Annotated in this window: 17 protein-coding genes; 4 read left to right on the forward strand and 13 right to left on the reverse strand. The window is 56.4% G+C overall.

Annotated elements, in window-relative coordinates; translation table 11 throughout:
• Window positions 1-2: 2 nt before the first annotated feature.
• The 3 genes from BLV81_RS20345 to BLV81_RS20355 all read right to left on the reverse strand — a co-directional run bounded on the left by BLV81_RS20345 (window position 3) and on the right by BLV81_RS20355 (window position 3,019).
• Window positions 3-932 carry a branched-chain amino acid ABC transporter permease gene (locus BLV81_RS20345; RefSeq protein ID WP_092359657.1) on the reverse strand — a complete coding sequence of 310 codons (930 nt, stop codon included), beginning with the start codon at window positions 930-932 and terminating at the stop codon, window positions 3-5.
• A 654-nt stretch (window positions 933-1,586) separates the two neighbouring features.
• Entirely contained in the window at window positions 1,587-2,519 is a 933-nt protein-coding gene (gene ispH, locus BLV81_RS20350) for a 4-hydroxy-3-methylbut-2-enyl diphosphate reductase (RefSeq protein WP_092359659.1), read from the reverse strand.
• A gap of 44 nt (window positions 2,520-2,563) precedes the next feature.
• Window positions 2,564-3,019 (reverse strand): FKBP-type peptidyl-prolyl cis-trans isomerase, encoded by a 456-nt coding sequence (locus tag BLV81_RS20355; protein WP_092359661.1) that lies wholly within the window; start codon window positions 3,017-3,019, stop codon window positions 2,564-2,566.
• A 112-nt stretch (window positions 3,020-3,131) separates the two neighbouring features.
• Between BLV81_RS20355 and radC the strand changes: the two genes are divergently transcribed.
• From radC to rpmG, 3 genes are all read left to right on the forward strand, one after another.
• The gene (gene radC, locus BLV81_RS20360; protein ID WP_092359663.1) at window positions 3,132-3,806 is read left to right on the forward strand and encodes a RadC family protein; all 675 of its coding nucleotides are present in this window, start codon (window positions 3,132-3,134) and stop codon (window positions 3,804-3,806) included.
• A gap of 135 nt (window positions 3,807-3,941) precedes the next feature.
• The gene (gene rpmB, locus BLV81_RS20365; protein ID WP_014005219.1) at window positions 3,942-4,178 is read left to right on the forward strand and encodes a 50S ribosomal protein L28; all 237 of its coding nucleotides are present in this window, start codon (window positions 3,942-3,944) and stop codon (window positions 4,176-4,178) included.
• A 22-nt stretch (window positions 4,179-4,200) separates the two neighbouring features.
• Window positions 4,201-4,368, forward strand: a complete 168-nt coding sequence (rpmG, locus tag BLV81_RS20370; protein ID WP_009667251.1) for a 50S ribosomal protein L33 — start codon at window positions 4,201-4,203, stop codon at window positions 4,366-4,368.
• A gap of 101 nt (window positions 4,369-4,469) precedes the next feature.
• Here rpmG and BLV81_RS20375 read toward each other — a convergent pair whose 3' ends face one another.
• Entirely contained in the window at window positions 4,470-5,462 is a 993-nt protein-coding gene (locus BLV81_RS20375) for a quinone oxidoreductase family protein (protein WP_255365389.1), read from the reverse strand.
• A 91-nt stretch (window positions 5,463-5,553) separates the two neighbouring features.
• Here BLV81_RS20375 and BLV81_RS20380 point away from each other — a divergent pair, with 91 nt between their 5' ends.
• Complete coding sequence (locus BLV81_RS20380; RefSeq protein WP_092359665.1) at window positions 5,554-6,411, forward strand: LysR family transcriptional regulator; 858 nt, start codon at window positions 5,554-5,556, stop codon at window positions 6,409-6,411.
• A gap of 132 nt (window positions 6,412-6,543) precedes the next feature.
• On the opposite strand, the gene BLV81_RS20385 is transcribed toward BLV81_RS20380, so the two are convergent.
• The 9 genes from BLV81_RS20385 to adk all read right to left on the reverse strand — a co-directional run bounded on the left by BLV81_RS20385 (window position 6,544) and on the right by adk (window position 17,309).
• Window positions 6,544-7,737, reverse strand: a complete 1,194-nt coding sequence (locus tag BLV81_RS20385) for a DesA family fatty acid desaturase (protein WP_369823911.1) — start codon at window positions 7,735-7,737, stop codon at window positions 6,544-6,546.
• Window positions 7,738-7,871: 134 nt separating this feature from the next.
• Window positions 7,872-9,284, reverse strand: a complete 1,413-nt coding sequence (locus tag BLV81_RS20390; RefSeq protein ID WP_092359668.1) for a mechanosensitive ion channel family protein — start codon at window positions 9,282-9,284, stop codon at window positions 7,872-7,874.
• Between the two features lie 51 nt (window positions 9,285-9,335).
• Window positions 9,336-10,589 carry an RsmB/NOP family class I SAM-dependent RNA methyltransferase gene (locus BLV81_RS20395; protein WP_092359670.1) on the reverse strand — a complete coding sequence of 418 codons (1,254 nt, stop codon included), beginning with the start codon at window positions 10,587-10,589 and terminating at the stop codon, window positions 9,336-9,338.
• Between the two features lie 82 nt (window positions 10,590-10,671).
• Window positions 10,672-11,289 carry a phosphoribosylglycinamide formyltransferase gene (gene purN, locus BLV81_RS20400; RefSeq protein ID WP_092359672.1) on the reverse strand — a complete coding sequence of 206 codons (618 nt, stop codon included), beginning with the start codon at window positions 11,287-11,289 and terminating at the stop codon, window positions 10,672-10,674.
• A gap of 184 nt (window positions 11,290-11,473) precedes the next feature.
• On the reverse strand, window positions 11,474-11,872 hold the full coding sequence (locus BLV81_RS20405; protein WP_061539345.1) for a barstar family protein: 399 nt from the start codon (window positions 11,870-11,872) through the stop codon (window positions 11,474-11,476).
• Window positions 11,873-11,953: 81 nt separating this feature from the next.
• Window positions 11,954-12,412 (reverse strand): guanyl-specific ribonuclease, encoded by a 459-nt coding sequence (locus BLV81_RS20410; RefSeq protein WP_255365390.1) that lies wholly within the window; start codon window positions 12,410-12,412, stop codon window positions 11,954-11,956.
• A 134-nt stretch (window positions 12,413-12,546) separates the two neighbouring features.
• Window positions 12,547-13,752 carry a patatin-like phospholipase family protein gene (locus tag BLV81_RS20415; protein WP_092359675.1) on the reverse strand — a complete coding sequence of 402 codons (1,206 nt, stop codon included), beginning with the start codon at window positions 13,750-13,752 and terminating at the stop codon, window positions 12,547-12,549.
• Between the two features lie 131 nt (window positions 13,753-13,883).
• The gene (locus tag BLV81_RS20420) at window positions 13,884-16,385 is read right to left on the reverse strand and encodes a sodium-translocating pyrophosphatase (protein WP_092359677.1); all 2,502 of its coding nucleotides are present in this window, start codon (window positions 16,383-16,385) and stop codon (window positions 13,884-13,886) included.
• Between the two features lie 267 nt (window positions 16,386-16,652).
• Window positions 16,653-17,309, reverse strand: a complete 657-nt coding sequence (gene adk / locus BLV81_RS20425) for an adenylate kinase (protein WP_092359679.1) — start codon at window positions 17,307-17,309, stop codon at window positions 16,653-16,655.
• Window positions 17,310-17,369: the final 60 nt, after the last annotated feature.

The following is a 17,369-nucleotide window of genomic DNA, read 5'->3' on the forward strand; positions in this document are numbered from 1 at the left end:
GATTAAGCGCGATCGGCGACACGTTCGCCCATGATGCCGGATGGCCGCAGCGTCAGTACGATGATCAGCACGATGAAGGCAAAGATATCCTGGTAATTGCTACCGAAGAAATTGCCGGTCAGATCGCCGATATATCCAGCGCCGAGGCTTTCGATCAGACCCAGCAGGATACCGCCCAGCATGGCGCCGTAGATATTGCCGATACCGCCCAGCACCGCGGCGGAGAAGGCTTTCAAGCCGGGCACGAAACCCATGGCGAACTGCGCCGATGAATAATTGGCGCCCCACATCACGCCGGCGACAGCCGCCAGCGCAGCGCCGATGGCGAAGGTCATGACGATGACGCGGTTGGAATCGACCCCCATCAGGCCGGCGACCCGCGGATTCTCGGCGGTTGCGCGCATGGCGCGGCCCATCTTGGTTTTTTCAACCAGCATCACCAGGCCGAACATCGATGCGGCAGCCAGCACCAGCAGCATGATCTGCGTCGGCGAGATCAAGGCGCCGAAGACATGCACAGGATCAGACGGCATGACTTGCGGCACCGGCAGCGGGCTGCGGCCCCAGATCATCATGGCAAACGTCTGCAACAGGATGGAAACGCCGATCGCGGTGATCAGCGGCGCCAGGCGCGGCGCATTGCGCAGCGGCCGGTAGGCGACCCGCTCGATGATCAGGCTGACGATGACGCAGACCGGGATGGCGCCGATGATGGCAATCGCCAACTGGACGATCCCGGGCAGATTCGGCGCCACGTGCTGCAGCAGCTTGAGGATCGAGAGGCCAACCATGGCGCCTATCATCAAGATGTCGCCGTGGGCGAAGTTAATCAGGTTCAACACGCCGTATACCATCGTATAACCGAGGGCAATCAACGCATACATGCTTCCCAGCACCAAGCCGTTGATAACTTGTTGGATAAAGATATCCATAATTTCCTTGTTCTATGTGTGTTTTGGTTCAAATCGGTCAGAACACTATTGCGACCATAGGTAGCACAGCAAAAATCATTCCCGATACAAAAACGGCACCCGGGATAAATCCTAGTGCCGTTGGGAGACACCCTTCTGCTCCTCCGGAAGATAGCTGGAAAGGTAATTTGGCCATGCGTGAACAGCCGAAATAAGTAAAATGAACTGGGTACACATACTTGTTTGTCTCCTATACGTCTTCTGTAAAAACGTTTTTTATCTTAAGTGTATTACATCGAGGGCAATGCACCATGACTGTGCAGATTATCGCTAACGTTGAGCGATAAACAACTCCGACAGTACTGCAATATTACCCTTCTGACCGCGGTTCGGACAGAGTTTTACAATCAAACCGCAGCGCCGCAATCATAGCTAGGAAAACAAAAAACTATCGATGGAAAAATAGAGCTTCTTCGAAATATAATTTCGCGCCAGAATGAGGCAGGGAAGCCGCCGCGCGCGACTTTGTCGAAGAAGTTTTGACAGATAACAATCAGAAGTGAGCAAAGGTGAAATTGGCCCAAAACAGCATAGCCAATCAGCATCGATAGATGCTCATTGGCGGGCTGCTGCAGGGTCTATTAACAATTAATTTCATTTATGCCATTTTTCAGGTCAGATGCGCGCCAGCCCCTTCGGCATAGGGAAAGTGACATTCTCTTCGGCGCCGTCCAGCGTCCGCACGTGCTTGGCGCCATAGGCCTTCAGACGGTCTATCACGGCTTGCACCAGTATCTCCGGCGCCGACGCGCCTGCGGTGACGCCGATGCGGTTTTTGCCCTGCAGCCAGGCCTGGTCTATCTGCTCTGCGTTGTCCACCATGTAGGCGACGGTGCCTTTTTTCTCCGCCACTTCGCGCAAACGGTTGGAATTCGAACTGTTCGGGCTGCCGACCACGATCACCACATCGACCTGCGGCGCCATGAACTTGACGGCCTGCTGGCGATTGGTGGTGGCGTAGCAGATGTCGGCTTTCTTCGGTTCGGCAATCGCCGGAAATTTTTGCTTCAAGGCGGTGATCACATCAGCCGTATCGTCGACCGACAAGGTGGTCTGCGAGACATAGGCCAGCATGTCGGGATTCGCCACTTGCAGCCGATCGACATCGGCCACGGTCTCGACCAGGTGCATGCCGCCCTCGGTCTGGCCCATGGTGCCCTCGACCTCAGGGTGGCCTTCATGCCCGATCATGACGATTTCACGCCCCTCGCGGCGCATCTTGGCGACTTCCATGTGTACCTTGGTCACCAGCGGACAAGTTGCATCGAATACTTTCAAGCCACGCACTTCGGCTTCTTCCTGCACCGCCTTGGAAACACCGTGCGCAGAAAAAATCACGGTATTGCCGGTCGGGACATCCGCCAGTTCTTCAATGAAAATGGCGCCCTTATTGCGCAGATCCGCCACCACGTAAGCGTTGTGGACAATCTCGTGACGCACGTAAATCGGTGCGCCGAATTGCTCCAGCGCACGCTCGACAATTTCAATCGCGCGGTCGACCCCGGCGCAGAAACCGCGCGGTTGCGCCAATAAAATCTCTTTATCCATATTCACTTCCTTCAACCGCACACTACACGCGAACTACACGTGGATTACAAAATACCGATGATCTTCACTTCAAACTTGAGCGATTGCCCGGCCAGGGGATGATTGAAATCGAATAAGGCGCCCTGCTCGTCCATTTCACGCAGCACCCCGGCAAACCGGCCGCCGCCCGGCGCCGCAAAATCCACCAGGTCGCCTATACGATACTCCTCTCCCAGCTGGGAGTTCTGGCGCAATGTGGCGCGCGAGACGCGCTGGATCAGCTCGGGATTGCGCGGCCCGAAAGCTTGTTCCGGCGCCAGCTCGAAGGTTCGGTGCGTACCTTCCGGCAAGCCCAGCAAACAAGTTTCCAGAAACGGCGCCAGCTGGCCCATGCCGAACTGCAGCGTGGCTGGCGACTCCTTGAAAGTGCTGACAATATCTTCGCCCTCTTGCGAGGCCAGGCGGTAGTGCAAGGTCAGATAAGAAGCTTCGGTAACGACAGGGAGAGACGAATTAGGCATGATTAAGCAAAAGTACCATTAACAAAAAATTAACTACCAGGCGGAAGATGATATTGTAAGCCACCTTGAGCCATAAGGCTTAGCTGGCTTTACACCTGATCCTGATTACACCATGGCAATTACCGACTGGCCGGCAGATCAAAGACCGCGCGAACGCCTGATTAAATTCGGCTCGCAAGCACTGTCCGATGCAGAATTGCTGGCAGTCTTTCTCAGAGTCGGCGCTGCCGGCAAGAGCGCGGTCGACCTGGGACGCGAGATGACCACCCATTTCGGCTCGCTGAATCGCCTGTTTTCCGCTCCGCTCAGCGATTTCTGTACCATCAACGGCCTCGGGCCGGCCAAATTTGCCCAGTTGCAAGCCATACTGGAGCTCGGCAGGCGCTCGCTGGTGGAGGAACTGCAAACCGGCAGTAGTTTCGACGCCCCGGCCGCCGTCAAACAGTATCTGCAGCTGTTGTTGACCAACAAACCCTATGAATCGTTTCTGGTGCTGTTCCTGGATGTCAAAAATCGCCTGATCTGCGCTGAAGAATTATTCCGCGGCACCTTGACCCATGCCAGCGTCTATCCGCGTGAAGTGGTCAAAGCGGCATTGGTGCACAATGCCGCCAGCGTCATGCTGGCGCATAACCACCCTTCCGGAACACTGGAGCCCAGCGCCGCCGATCGCAAATTAACCGATACGTTAAAGCAGGCGCTGGGCCTGATCGACGTCAGGATCCTTGATCACTTCATCGTAGCCGGGACGCAAGTGCACTCGTTTGCGGAGCATGGCCAGCTGTAAACCGGCCGATTTCAAATTGTTAAATCCAGGAAAGCGCACAAGACACAATTGTTTTTCGCAAGTCATTGAAAAATCTCATTTTTTTATATATACTCACCTTTTTTCCAGTTTCGGAAATCTTTTAGGAGTAAAAACATGGCACGTGTCTGCCAAGTCACCGGGAAGGGGCCGATGGTCGGCAACAACGTTTCCCATGCAAACAACAAGACGAAACGTCGCTTTTTGCCTAACTTGCAAAATCGCCGCATTTTCGTTGAGTCTGAAAATCGCTGGGTCTCCCTGCGCTTGTCCAACGCCGGCCTGCGCGTAATCGACAAAATCGGCATTGATGCCGTGTTGACCGATTTGCGCGCTCGTGGCGAAAAAGTCTAACTAGCAGAATAAAGGAAGAATCATGGCGAAATCAGGCCGCGACAAAATCAAGCTGGAATCGACCGCAGGTACCGGTCATTTCTACACAACTACAAAAAACAAGCGTACAACCCCGGAAAAAATGTCGATCATGAAGTTCGACCCTAAGGTTCGTAAGCATGTTGAATACAAAGAGACCAAGATCAAGTAATTGATCCTGCTCTGCAAAAAGCCCCGCAAGACAGCTGTCTGCGGGGCTTTTTCACGTCCGGCCTTTGCACGATCTTTCCAGTTACGTTCTTCGATCGGTCGTCACGGGATCAGCAGCAGGCTGCCGGTGGTGCGGCCTGCTTCAAGATCGGCTTGCGCCCTGGCAGCTTCAGCCAACGGATATTCGCCGCCAATTTCAGCTACGACCCCGGCTTGCATCATGGCGATGAGCGCCGCGGATGCAACTGAATAAGTATCCTGATCCGCCAGGTAAGCCATGATGCTGGGACGAGCCAGCGACAGCGAGCGGCGCGGCCCTAACTCTTCGACGCTGATCGGCGCTATAGGGCCAGCCGCTTGCCCTATGCTTGCGACCGTGCCGAATGGCCGCACGCAAGCCAGCGTCTTCAGGAGCATGCTGCCGCCGATACCGTCAATCGCGAAATCGACGCCCTTGCCGCCGGTCACGGCGGCAACCTCGGATACGATATCGGCATCGCGTCCTGCGATGACATGATCAGCGCCGTATGTCTTGGCAATTTGCGCCTTTTCGGCAGATCCGGCCGTGCCGATCACTGTCGCGCCAAGATGCTTGGCCCAGCGCACCAACAGCGCACCCAGGCCGCCGGCAGCAGCGTGGATGAGAATCGTGCTGCCCGCACTGACCTGGAAAGTGCGAGTGAGCAGCATATGCGCAGTTAACCCGCGCAGCATCGAAGCGGCAGCCAGGCGCGAACTGATGTTCTCTGGTAAAAGAATCGCCCTTGCCTGCGGCAGCAAACGCGTTGCAGCATAGGCACCGACCGGCGCACCGGCATAAGCGACACGGTCGCCGATAGCGAGATGTTCGACACCCTCCCCGACTGCATCGATCGTTCCTGCACCTTCGACGCCAAGGACCGCTGGCAACGCCGCAAGCGGATAAAGGCCGGTGCGATGATATATGTCGATGAAGTTGACGCCAATTGCCTCCTGCCTGATCCGCACTTCGCCCGGACCGGGCAACTGCGGCTCGCAGCTGACAACTTCGAGTTGATCTGTGCCGCCCACACCCGTCATTCTGACCATTTGATCCATTTTGTCCATTTTGTCCATTTTGTCCTCCATTAAGTTGGATTTATTCTGATCGATTGCGCTTTGTTTGAAAATTCCCTAATATTTGTCATCTTATGTGCAAATTTTAACAATGGCTGACTGGGAAAATCTTCGGCATTTTGCCGCACTGGCGCAGGCTGGCAGCTTATCCGGCGCAGCGCGACAGCTCCATGTCGAACATGCGACCATAGCGCGCCGCATTGCTGCGCTCGAAGCTGAATTGAAGCTTAAACTGGTAGACCGACGTGGCCGCAGGCTGTCGTTGACGGCGGATGGCGAACGCATAGCAGCCTTGGTCGAGCATATGGAGAGGGACGCGCAGGCGATTCACCGCGCAGCCGATGGCGCACGCTCGGAAGTGGCCGGGCATGTCACCATCAGCGCACCGCCAGCCTTGGCTGCGGCGATGCTGGCGCGGCCACTTGTCGCCCTGCGCAAGCAACACCCCGACCTCAACCTCTGCATTCTGGGCGAAACACGCCAGGTCTCGCTGGAACGCCGGGAAGCCGACATAGCCATCCGCCTCAACCGTCCCACCGATGGCGATTTCATTATCGTAAAGCTCGCAGAGCTTGCATTTCGCCTGTATGCCAGCCCGGCGTATCTCGACCGGACGCCGCCGGAGGACTGGGCCTACATTGGCTATGTCGAGAGCATGGACGCCGCGTCGCAGCAAGCCGCCCTTATCCGGCAAATGGCCGGTGGCTCCCTCAGCTTTCGGGCGACAACTCACGATATCCAGCACGCACTGGCGCGTGAAGGCGGCGGCGTGGCAATGCTGCCGACGTTCATGGCGGAAGATGATTCGACCCTGGCCCCGGCAATGCCGGATCAGCAGCCGGTGACGCGAGATGCGTGGCTGGTCTGGCATGCCGACTTGAAAGGCTCGACCGCCATACGTGCCGTCGTCAAATCTATCCAGGAAGAATTCGGAAAAACCTTTAAATAAATCTTGAAACGACTCGCCGGGTAAAAAAAAACGGTCCAATTTACATGGACCGTTTTCTTGATGATGATAAGCGCCTGCGGACGCAAGAATCTATTTACGTATTTGCGCAAGCGACCTGTCTTTTATCCTGTCTCAGGAATAACTACGCAGGCGCAACGAGAAATCCTGCAAGGACTTGATGCCGGAAGCTTCGGCACGTGCGCACCAGTCCTGCAACTGATGCAGCAACTGATCGCGCGTGAAATGCGAACGCTCCCAGATTGCGCCCAGCTCAACCCGCATCTCGTGCATGGTCTGCAGCGCTTTGCTATGCAGGAACAACTCTGTCAGCTGCTGCTTTTGCGGCGCTTCCAGTTTGGTCGGCTCACGTTGCAACAATTTCTTCGACGACTTCAGGAAACCTGCTCCCAGTTTGGCCTTGTCGGTCAAATGGCCGCGTTCTTCGTGCCAGGCGCTCTTCAACGATTTTGCATACTTTGCCATGACATCGTAACGATTGGCGATCACCGATTGCAGCGTATCCAGGTCCGGCACCAGCTTGGCGTGGTTGAATTTCGGTGCAGGAGCCACTTTCTTGACCTTGGCCAGGCCGCAGATCTCCAGAATCCGGATATACATCCAGCCGATATCGAATTCGTACCACTTCGACGACAATTTGGCCGAAGTGCCGAATGTGTGGTGGTTGTTGTGCAGCTCTTCGCCGCCGATGATGATACCGAACGGGATGATGTTGGTGGCCGCATCGTTACAGTCGTAGTTGCGATAGCCCCAATAGTGGCCGATGCCGTTGATGATGCCAGCGGCGGTAATCGGAATCCAGACCATTTGCACAGCCCAGACGCTGAGGCCGACCACGCCGAACAGCATGACGTCGATAAACAGCATCAACACAATGCCCCAGGCGCTGCGTTTGGTATAGACGTTTCTTTCGATCCAGTCGTCCGGCGTGCCATGGCCAAATTTCTCCATGGTTTCCAGGTTCTTCGATTCTGCGCGATACAACTCCGCGCCTTCCCAGAATACTTTCTTGATGCCGCGGGTAACCGGGCTATGCGGATCTTCCTCGGTATCGCATTTTGCATGATGCTTGCGATGGATGGCTGCCCATTCCTTGGTGACCATGCCGGTTGTCAGCCACAGCCAGAAGCGGAAAAAATGACTTGGAATGGCGTGCAGATCCAAGGCGCGATGGGCCTGGCCGCGATGCAGGAAAATAGTCACTGCCGCGATCGTGATGTGCGTCACGACCAGCGTGAACACAAGCACTTGCCAGGCGCTGGCGCCTGTTACGCCATTCGATAAGAAATCGAGAATTGCATTGAACACTATGTGTACTCCATGTGTAGATATTGCTACTACTTTTTTACGGTGAGATAAGGGTGAAATGTGAGTAAGATACCAGCACGTTGACGGGTAGTTACCGAACAGTTACCCGAATTTCGAGTGCAATTGTACCCTTATTATTCGCTCTTTCGAGGTTTTGGCGCATCTTGTTGGCCATCTAATTGCAAACCGTGTTGTGTATCGGCGCTGAAATTGCCTTTATGTAAAACTGGATTGGCCGCGGCGTCGCCCGCCTCATCGGTTGCCATGGCCTGCACTACCCTGATATCTCGTTTCACTTGAGCAATCTTGATTTGACGGGCTTGCAACACGCGCCAGATTGCCCGGTTAACATCGGACAACACATTCAGGCGACCGTTCTCCGGATCCGTGATCCAGAATCCGACCTCTAGCTCTAGTCCATCCGGGCCTATCTTCAGCAGCAGCGCTTGCGGCAAGGTTTCCTGCGAAACGCGATTAACCTCGACCACCGCCTGCTCCAACAGCAACAATACACTTTCGACATCATCCTGATGCTCAATCATCACCTGTGTCGACAGGCGCAGGATCCGGTTGGTCAGCGAATAGTTCTGTACTGAATTGATCATGAAGATTTCATTCGGCACTACCGTATCGACCCCGTCCAGCCCTTGCAACACGGTATAGCGGCTATTGATCTGGACCACCTTGCCGTAAAAGGTGCTGACGCCGACCATATCGCCGATCGCCAGGCTGCGTTCCAGCAAGATCACGAAGCCTGATACATAACTGCTGGCGATCTTCTGTAAACCAAGACCCAGCGCGACACCCAGTGCGCCGCCGAAGACCGACAACACAGTCAGATCGATGCCGACCAGCGACAAACTGACCAATACAGCCACCAGTATCAGGAAGGCCCGCGCCATGCGCGCCACCACGGTGCGGATCGAGGAATGCACGGTGTTGACCCGCATCAGGCGCTCTTCCAGCGTGGCGCCGGCCCACAATGCAATCACCAGCGTCACCAGTACCGAGACCAGCGCTTGCAAGATTGCCAGCAGCGAAACCTGATAGCGGCCGATCGGCAGCACCGTGCTTTCCAGGTAATCGAACAGATCCGGCCACCAGCCGGTGATATAGAGCAGCAAGCCGATCCAGACCAGCGCGCCGAAACTCTTTTCAAACAACAGGAGGAAAGTACCGACGCCGCTATTGCGCGCGAAAACCCGGCGCAACACATAGAACACGAAGCGCATCAGCGCCAGCGAAGCTACCAGGGGAATCATCAGCCGCATGACATTCACCGGCTGATGCCATTTTTGCAGGGCCAGTTTGACCAGCGCCAGCAACAGCAAGGTGATGACGGGCGTCAACACCTTGACGAAGCTGACAAGTCCGATCTGCATCGCCGGCGGCTGGGCGGCGTTGAGGTTGAAAGTACGGCGCAGCAGGCGGGCCAGCAACCAGCCCAGGCCGATACACGCCGCCAGCAAACCGACCTGCGCCAGCAAACCCGGCGCCCGCAGGTCGCTCAGCAAGTCGTTCAGCAGCTCAGTAAAAATATCTGGCATTGTTTTGAATGCAGTGTAACGTCCCGGCAGTCACCTGGCTAAGTCGCCTGCTTATTTACGCACAAACACTGCGGCAAAGAAGCCGTCGGTCTGATGCTTGTGCGGCAGCAATTTGAGATAGTCGCCCATCTCAAGTGCAATTTTCTGCTCGGCCAATACGTCTTTCATCGGCACCAGCGAAAAATCTTCGTGGCTGGCCAGGAATTGCGCAGCAATCGCTTCGTTTTCTTCATCCAGCAAACTGCAAGTACCGTACACCAGGCGGCCGCCGGACTTCACCAGACGCGCGGCGCTGGAGAGAATCGCGATTTGCTTGGTATTCATTTCGGCAATCGCTTCCGGCGTCTGCCGCCATTTGACGTCCGGATTACGGCGCAAGGTGCCGAGGCCGCTGCATGGCGCATCGACCAGCACGCGATCGATCTTGCCGGCCAGGCGCTTCACCTTGCCGTCATTCTCATGCGCGATCAACACCGGATGAATATTGGACAAACCACTGCGCGCCATGCGCGGCTTGAGTTTTGCCAGGCGTTTCTCGGAAACGTCGAAGGCATACAAGCGGCCGGTGTTGCGCATGGTCGCGCCCAGAGCCAGCGTCTTGCCGCCGGCGCCTGCACAGAAATCGACCACCATCTCGCCGCGCTTGGCGCCGACGATTTGCGCCAGCAACTGGCTGCCTTCATCCTGCACTTCGATCGCACCGCTCTTGAACAGCGGCAGGTTTTGCAAGGTCGGCTTCTTGATGACGCGCAAACCGAGCGGCGCATAAGGCGTCGGCACGCACAAGATCGGCGCTTCAGCCAAAGTGGCGATGACTTCTTCGCGAGTGGCCTTGAGCGAATTGACGCGCAGATCAAGCGGCGCCGGCTGATTCATCGCATGCGCCAGCTCCAGGGTGGCGGCTTCGCCGTCACGCGCCACCAGCTTGTCGAACAGCCATTGCGGCAGGTTGGAACGCATCAGCGGCGGCATCAGGTCGCGGTTGATTTCGGCAACCCGTTTCAGCCACTCGGTTTCTTCTTCCGACAAGCCGCCCAGGGATTCGATGCTGACCGCATCGGCCAGGCCCAGCAGGGTCATGCGGCGCATGGTCGGGCCGTTGCCGGATTCCGCAAAGCTGGTGTAGATGGCTTTGTTACGCAACAAGCCATATACCGCTTCCGCCACCACGCCGCGTTCACGCGAACCCAGCTTCGGATGATCACGGAAGTAGCGCGACAAAGTGCCGTCGGCCGGGCCGGTAAAACGTAGGATTTCGCGCAGGACTTCTTCGGTGTGGCCAATGATCGCGGGAGGCAATCTCATAGTAGATCTTTCATAAAATTCTTTTAATCTGTTGAACCTGCTCTCGGGCTAGCCAGAGCAAACGATCGTATTAGCGTTCGCGCTAGGCCGCACTGTTACGTACTCGTCCGTCTTCGATACTTAATCGATTTTCGACAAACCAGCGCACTGCACGTGGGTATAGCTGATGCTCTTCAATCAGCACTCGCTGCTCCAGCGACTGTTCGGTATCGTTTTCCAGCACCGGCACCACGGCTTGCGCTACGATCGGGCCGTGATCCAGCGCGGCCGTGACGAAATGGACGGTGGCGCCATGTACCTTGACGCCGGCTTCCAGCGCCCGCCTGTGGGTCGTCATTCCCGGAAAACTCGGCAGCAACGAGGGATGGATATTCAATATGCGGCCGGCATAATGCTCTACGAACGGCGCCGTCAAAATACGCATGAAACCCGCCAGCACTACCAGATCAGGGGAAAAACCATCGATCACGACGCGTAAGGCGGCGTCGAACTGTTCACGATCAGGATAGTCTTTGTTCGCTACTACTGCCGTGGGAATACCTTGAGCAGCAGCAAATTTCAAACCTTCGGCATCGGCCTTGCTGCTGATAATCGCGGCGATTCTGGCAGGCCATTGTTCGGTTTGAGCGGCACGGACGATGGCTTGCATATTGCTGCCACGCCCGGAAATCAGGATAACAATGCTTCTCATGGCGCGCATTGTACCCGTTGCACCGCCATTTTTGAGCAAACAGGCCGGCTAATTATCAAAATTGCAGACAATATCGCGTGGACTTGCCGGGAAGAATCGGAAATAGACGAGAAAGCGGCTCGCTTTACAACAGTAAAAAAACAGTTAAACCGGCTTTCCTGCCTTGCCTGGCGAGCCGACATCGCCGCTGCAGCTATTGGAATGAGTAAAAAACCCGGAACGCCACTTTCTTGTCAGCCCAGAAATCGGCGCTGTCGCGGAATACGTCGAGCAAGGTTTCCCGCGCTTCCTTGTCGAACTTGGGCGTATTTGGCAATTGTTCAATGACCACGATGAAACCTGGTTGCGGGCCCGATTTGTGGGCGAGATCGGTCAGGCAATCAGCTAGTGCGTCGAAATTCTTGCCAAAGTGCTTGGGAAAATGAAAGGCGTGGGCGATATTCGCCAGCACTTGTTGTTTAGTCGTTGCCTCTGCGCAATAAGCATACAGGAAATGTTGTCCGAGTCGATTGGCCTCCGCCTGCAGATCGGTCACACGGAAGGCGCGGATGGACTGCACTACATTTGGCGGTACGGTTTTAAACAAACTCATTTTTCCCTCAGCTAGAGCAATGATGATGGATTGCTGTTGTCGTGCTGTATCTCAGTCACTCGCGTCATTCGCTCCTCTCAGTCACTCCTGAATGCGTCTGAAAGTTTGATAATGATTGTCGGTGTAATAATATTCGCCAGAAGTCAGGGGATTGCCGCCAGCAATGATACGGCGCGCGCCACGATTGCGGGCATACGGGGTTTTTACCGTAAATTCGTGATAATACCCGCGCCGCTGCTTGGGTAGCATCCCTTCATAATTGCCGAAGGTCACGCCATCTTTGGCGTACGGAAACGGTCCGCCTTGTTTAATCAACATCAATGTCGCCTGCGCTTCATGCGGCAATTGATTTACCGAAATCACATCCTGCGACGGGGTTTCCCGAGGGGTTTCCCGAAGGGTTTCCCGATAGGATTCCCGGGCAAAAACTTGAAATGACAGCAGCAAACCAAGCAGCAACAGCATCCCGTTACGCAGCATGGCGGTGGCGAAATCGGAACTTAGACCAAGGAAATGAAGCCGGGTTGCCTGGCTTTTCATAAATTCAATATTTTATGGTTCTGATACCGTAGGGTAACGTGTTGATGAAAACGAATCAACCCGTATCCTTGCCCCGACTTCAGGTGTTGCAATATTTGATAATATTATTTGACAATATTAACCAATCACAAGTTCTACCTTTCTTCCTCAACGGCGGCTACGGGGCTGGAACCCGGGCCAAAAAAGTCGGCCACTTCATCGCGCCGCGCCAGCGTATCTTTCTGCCCCATGCGAATCAGCTCACGCGTATAGCCGGATTCGAATAACAGATAAGACGCGAGGCCGCCGCCGCGCACATCGGTCGCACCCAAGCCCCCGAGCAAGGTCCGGATCGGCAGGGGTAAGCTTGAAAAATGCTTTGAGGCAATATCATCAATTTGTTCCGAAGGCGAAATAATCAGCATTTCCACCGGCTTCAGCGGCGTGAGCTGGCGTTGCTCCTCCGTCAAGAAAGAAAGCGTGTGATTGATACGCTCCAGGCGTTCGATATCCACCGCCAGTCCATCCAGGAAGATGCTGGACAAGGCATGGCTGGCAATTTGCGCCAGGCTGGGGTAACGGGCCAGCAAGGGCGTATCAGCCGGCGCCTCCTGGCGCCGCCCGGCGCCTACCACCATCACCTTGCTGGCGCCAAGGTGAATCGCCGGAGAAATCGGCGCCAGCTGGCGCATCGAACCGTCGCCGAAATATTCGCGACGGCCATCGCAATAAATCGGAATCGCTGGAAAGATGAAAGGAATCGCTGACGAGGCCAGCAAATGGCCGACGCCGATCTGATCCCGGACCGCCCGCCGCTGGCTGCGGGTCCAGCCCTGGATTTCGATAGCACTCTGGTAAAAGGTGATGTGCTGGCCGCCGCTATAGGAGGAGGCGGTGATCGCCAGCGCCTGCAAGCTGCCGTTGGCCAGCGCCGCATCCAGTTTCTCAAGATCCAGCAGCCGGTGCAGCAAGGTGATCAGCGGCGTATTGTCGAGCAGGGAGGTGGGCGGGTGCGCATGCCATTTGCGCAGCAGCCAGCCAAAAGAAAGCAAGGACAACCAGCGTGCGCCGGAACGCAGCACGCCCAGGGAATCGGCGCGATACACCTGTTCGACCGTGAAGTGCTCCCAGACATCCATCAGTTTTTGCACGCCGTGGCCGAAATTTTCGCTCCGGCAAGCCAGCGCCGTCGCGTTGATGGCGCCTGCGGAAGTACCGCAAATGATGTCGAAGGGATTCTGTTCCGGCGCCCAGCCCTGCTCGCGCAAAATGGACGCCACTGCATCCATCACGCCAACCTGGTAGGCAGCGCGCGCACCGCCGCCGGTCAAGATGAGGCCTGTTTTCTGTTTTGTCTCCATGGCTATGAAGAGTAACAGGGAGAAGAAATTTGTGGGGGAGTTGGTGTAAGACTTTAGTGAAGCGAAGCAGCAAATGCATACATCTTGCACCTGCTACTTCGCGACATCAGTTGCATTGCTCCGACTGGCGGCTAGTGAACGCTGACTTCGACCCGTCGCGCCTGTGCGTTATCGCCGCTGCCGGTTGTCACCTGCGGCTTCTCCAGCACGATGGCGTCTTCGGCCACGCCGGCGATCAGCAGGATCGCTTTCACGCTTTTCGCGCGTTCCTTGGAAATCTCCTCGTTTTTAGCCGGATCGCCGGTGGTGTCGTGGAAGCCGCTGACCACTACTTTGGCATCGGCCTTGGCTTTGGCCGCATCCACGACGGCCGCCAGTTTTTCAGCGGTATCGGCCGGAGCTTCTACCTTGCCTGATTCAAAATAGATGACGGCGGCGGGCGACGATGCCGCTGCAGCAAGACTTGCAGCAGCGCTGGCGCTGGCCGTGGCTTCTGCGGACGGCGCCGCAGTTGCCGCCGCAGTTGCCGCCGCGGTTGCCGATGTCGTTACCGGTACCGGCACCAACAAGATTTCCTGTCCCGTTGCTTGTTGCATCCCCGAAGCCGGCAGCAAGGGCACCAGCAACAAGGCCACGATATTGATGATCTTGATCAGTGGATTGACCGCAGGGCCGGCGGTATCTTTATAAGGATCGCCGACAGTATCGCCGGTGACCGCAGCCTTATGCGCTTCCGAACCTTTGCCGCCGTAGTTGCCATCCTCGATATATTTCTTGGCGTTGTCCCAGGCGCCGCCGCCGGTGGTCATCGAAATGGCGACGAACAAACCGGTCACGATGGTCCCCATCAATAAACCGCCCAGCGCGGCAGGTCCCAATATCAGGCCGACCAGAATCGGCACCACTACCGGCAACAGCGACGGGATGATCATTTCCTTGATGGCCGAAGAAGTCAGCATGTCGACCGCCTTGTCGTACTCAGGCTTGCCGGTGCCATCCATGATGCCTTTGATGTCGCGGAACTGGCGGCGCACCTCAACCACCACCGCACCTGCTGCGCGGCCGACCGCTTCCATCGCCATGGCGCCGAACAGGTAGGGAATCAGGCCGCCGATGAACAAGCCGACAATCACCAGAGGATTGGACAAATCGAATACCGTGCTCTTCCCCACCGAATCCAGCGCGTGCGTGTAATCGGCAAACAGGACCAGCGCCGCCAAACCGGCCGAGCCGATGGCGTAGCCCTTGGTGACTGCCTTGGTGGTGTTGCCGACCGCGTCCAGCGGATCGGTAATCGCGCGCACCGAATCAGGCAAACCCGACATCTCGGCAATGCCGCCGGCGTTATCGGTAATCGGGCCGTAGGCGTCCAGCGCGACAATGATGCCGGCCATCGACAGCATGGCGGTAGCGGCAATCGCAATGCCGTACAGGCCGCCCAGCCAGTAAGAAGCCAGGATGGCGACACATACCGCCAGCACCGGATACGCGGTCGATTTCATGGAAACGCCCAGGCCGGCGATGATATTGGTGCCGTGGCCGGTGGTAGAGGCTTGCGCGATGTGGCGCACCGGTTTGAAATCGGTGCCGGTGTAGTACTCGGTGATATACACCATCAAGCCGGTCAGGATGATGCCGATCAGAGCCGAACCCATCATCGGCGCCCGCATCGGCGCCGGCAGGATCAGCCAGGTGACCGCCACGAACCCGATCAGGCTCAGGATCGCCGCCCACCACAGCCCGGTATACAGCGCCGACATGATTTTCTTGCCAGGCTTGGCCTTCACCATCGAGCAGCCGACGATGGAAGCCAGGATCGATACCCCGCCCAAAGCCAGCGGATACAACACCGCTTCCAATTCAGCGTCATGGATCAGCAAAGAACCTAACAGCATGGTGGCGATCAAGGTCACCACGTAGGTTTCGAACAAGTCAGCCGCCATGCCGGCGCAATCGCCGACGTTGTCGCCGACGTTATCGGCGATCACTGCGGGATTGCGCGGATCGTCCTCGGGAATGCCGGCTTCCACTTTACCCACCAGATCGGCGCCGACATCGGCCCCCTTGGTAAAGATGCCGCCGCCGAGACGCGCGAAAATGGAAATCAGGGACGCGCCAAAGGCCAGTCCGATCAGAGGCCGGATGATATCGTGCAGCGATAGCCCTGAAGGCCCCGCGAACGCCAGCAGCCACAAAAAGAACAGGGTTACGCCCAGCAGGCCCAGCCCGACCACCAGCATGCCGGTGATCGCCCCGCCGCGGAAAGCGACGTCAAGCGCTGGTCCCATGCCTTTGGTCGCAGCCTGTGCCGTGCGTACGTTGGCGCGCACCGAGACATTCATGCCGATGAAGCCGCAAGCCCCTGACAGCACGGCGCCGATCAGGAAGCCGGAGGCAGTGATCAAACCAAGTCCAGGCAGTATCGCAATAATAATGAACAGCACCACGCCGACGATGGCAATGGTGCGGTACTGGCGCGCCAGATAGGCAGCCGCCCCTTGCTGGATCGCGGCAGCAATTTCCTGCATGCGGGCGTTCCCAGGGTCCTGCTTCAATATCCAGCTGCGCGAGACTAGCCCATAGACGACGGCAATGATGCCGCAAGCGACGGCAAACCATAGACTTGATGCCATTGTTTACTCCTCCAGTTTTTTTGGTACGGCTTCACGACAAAGTAAGACAACTACACTAGGATCTGTGCACCTGCATCCATGGATCCCAAATGGGTGGATTGCCGGCCAATACTGCGTAATGCATTTCTTTTCGCTGCCCTTTTTTTATTCTTGGAGAAATACCCGGGCTGGTTTGCTGTTTAGTTGTTTCCCTTGATGAATTCTAAATTAATTAATTTATTGATCAAAAGAAAAAGCGGACCGAGGTCCGCTTTTTTTTTTTGCTTCTTATGCTTCCAGCGCCGCAAACGCGCTATCGCGTATCTGTTCAACCGGACCGACGCCGGCGATCTTGCGGTACTTGGGCGCGCCTGGCAAACCAGCCTTGGCCCAGTCGCCGTAGTAATTGACCAGCACTTCGGTCTGCTCGTGGTATACCGACAGGCGCTTCTTGACGGTTTCTTCCTTGTCGTCGTCGCGCTGGATCAGGTCTTCACCGGTGATGTCGTCCTTGCCTTCCACTTTTGGCGGATTGTACTTGGCATGATAAGTGCGGCCTGACGACAAATGCACGCGGCGGCCGCTCATGCGCTCGATAATGGCGCTGTCGGGAACGTCGATTTCCAGTACATAATCGATCGCCACGCCGGCTTCCTTCATGGCGTCTGCCTGCGGAATGGTGCGTGGAAAGCCGTCGAACAAATAGCCGTTGGCGCAATCCGCCTGTTGCAGCCGGTCTTTGACCAGGCCGATGATGATGTCGTCCGATACCAGGCCGCCCGCGTCCATCACCTTCTTCGCCTCGATGCCGAGCGGAGTGCCAGCCTTGACTGCTGCGCGCAACATGTCGCCGGTGGAAATCTGCGGAATGTTGAATTTCTCTTTAATGAAAGTCGCTTGCGTGCCTTTACCGGCACCAGGCGCTCCTAAAAGGATGAGGCGCATGTTAAATCCTAAGGTGAGTTTATGAATTGATTGTGGCGATGGCGCGCAATGTGCTGCACC

Origin of the sequence: Collimonas sp. OK242, assembly GCF_900107095.1 — a bacterium.
Lineage (GTDB): Bacteria > Pseudomonadota > Gammaproteobacteria > Burkholderiales > Burkholderiaceae_D > Collimonas.

What these genes read in the sequence shown, in the direction of transcription:
- adk (WP_092359679.1), bottom strand. Translation starts at nt 17,309, where the DNA reads ATGCGCCTCATCCTTTTAGGAGCGCCTGGTGCCGGTAAAGGCACGCAA.
- purN (WP_092359672.1), bottom strand. Translation starts at nt 11,289, where the DNA reads ATGCGCGCCATGAGAAGCATTGTTATCCTGATTTCCGGGCGTGGCAGC.
- rpmB (WP_014005219.1), top strand. Translation starts at nt 3,942, where the DNA reads ATGGCACGTGTCTGCCAAGTCACCGGGAAGGGGCCGATGGTCGGCAAC.
- BLV81_RS20415 (WP_092359675.1), bottom strand. Translation starts at nt 13,752, where the DNA reads ATGGAGACAAAACAGAAAACAGGCCTCATCTTGACCGGCGGCGGTGCG.
- BLV81_RS20420 (WP_092359677.1), bottom strand. Translation starts at nt 16,385, where the DNA reads ATGGCATCAAGTCTATGGTTTGCCGTCGCTTGCGGCATCATTGCCGTC.
- BLV81_RS20405 (WP_061539345.1), bottom strand. Translation starts at nt 11,872, where the DNA reads ATGAGTTTGTTTAAAACCGTACCGCCAAATGTAGTGCAGTCCATCCGC.
- BLV81_RS20395 (WP_092359670.1), bottom strand. Translation starts at nt 10,589, where the DNA reads ATGAGATTGCCTCCCGCGATCATTGGCCACACCGAAGAAGTCCTGCGC.
- BLV81_RS20355 (WP_092359661.1), bottom strand. Translation starts at nt 3,019, where the DNA reads ATGCCTAATTCGTCTCTCCCTGTCGTTACCGAAGCTTCTTATCTGACC.
- BLV81_RS20345 (WP_092359657.1), bottom strand. Translation starts at nt 932, where the DNA reads ATGGATATCTTTATCCAACAAGTTATCAACGGCTTGGTGCTGGGAAGC.
- radC (WP_092359663.1), top strand. Translation starts at nt 3,132, where the DNA reads ATGGCAATTACCGACTGGCCGGCAGATCAAAGACCGCGCGAACGCCTG.
- BLV81_RS20390 (WP_092359668.1), bottom strand. Translation starts at nt 9,284, where the DNA reads ATGCCAGATATTTTTACTGAGCTGCTGAACGACTTGCTGAGCGACCTG.
- BLV81_RS20410 (WP_255365390.1), bottom strand. Translation starts at nt 12,412, where the DNA reads ATGAAAAGCCAGGCAACCCGGCTTCATTTCCTTGGTCTAAGTTCCGAT.
- ispH (WP_092359659.1), bottom strand. Translation starts at nt 2,519, where the DNA reads ATGGATAAAGAGATTTTATTGGCGCAACCGCGCGGTTTCTGCGCCGGG.
- BLV81_RS20380 (WP_092359665.1), top strand. Translation starts at nt 5,554, where the DNA reads ATGGCTGACTGGGAAAATCTTCGGCATTTTGCCGCACTGGCGCAGGCT.
- rpmG (WP_009667251.1), top strand. Translation starts at nt 4,201, where the DNA reads ATGGCGAAATCAGGCCGCGACAAAATCAAGCTGGAATCGACCGCAGGT.
- BLV81_RS20375 (WP_255365389.1), bottom strand. Translation starts at nt 5,462, where the DNA reads ATGGACAAAATGGACAAAATGGATCAAATGGTCAGAATGACGGGTGTG.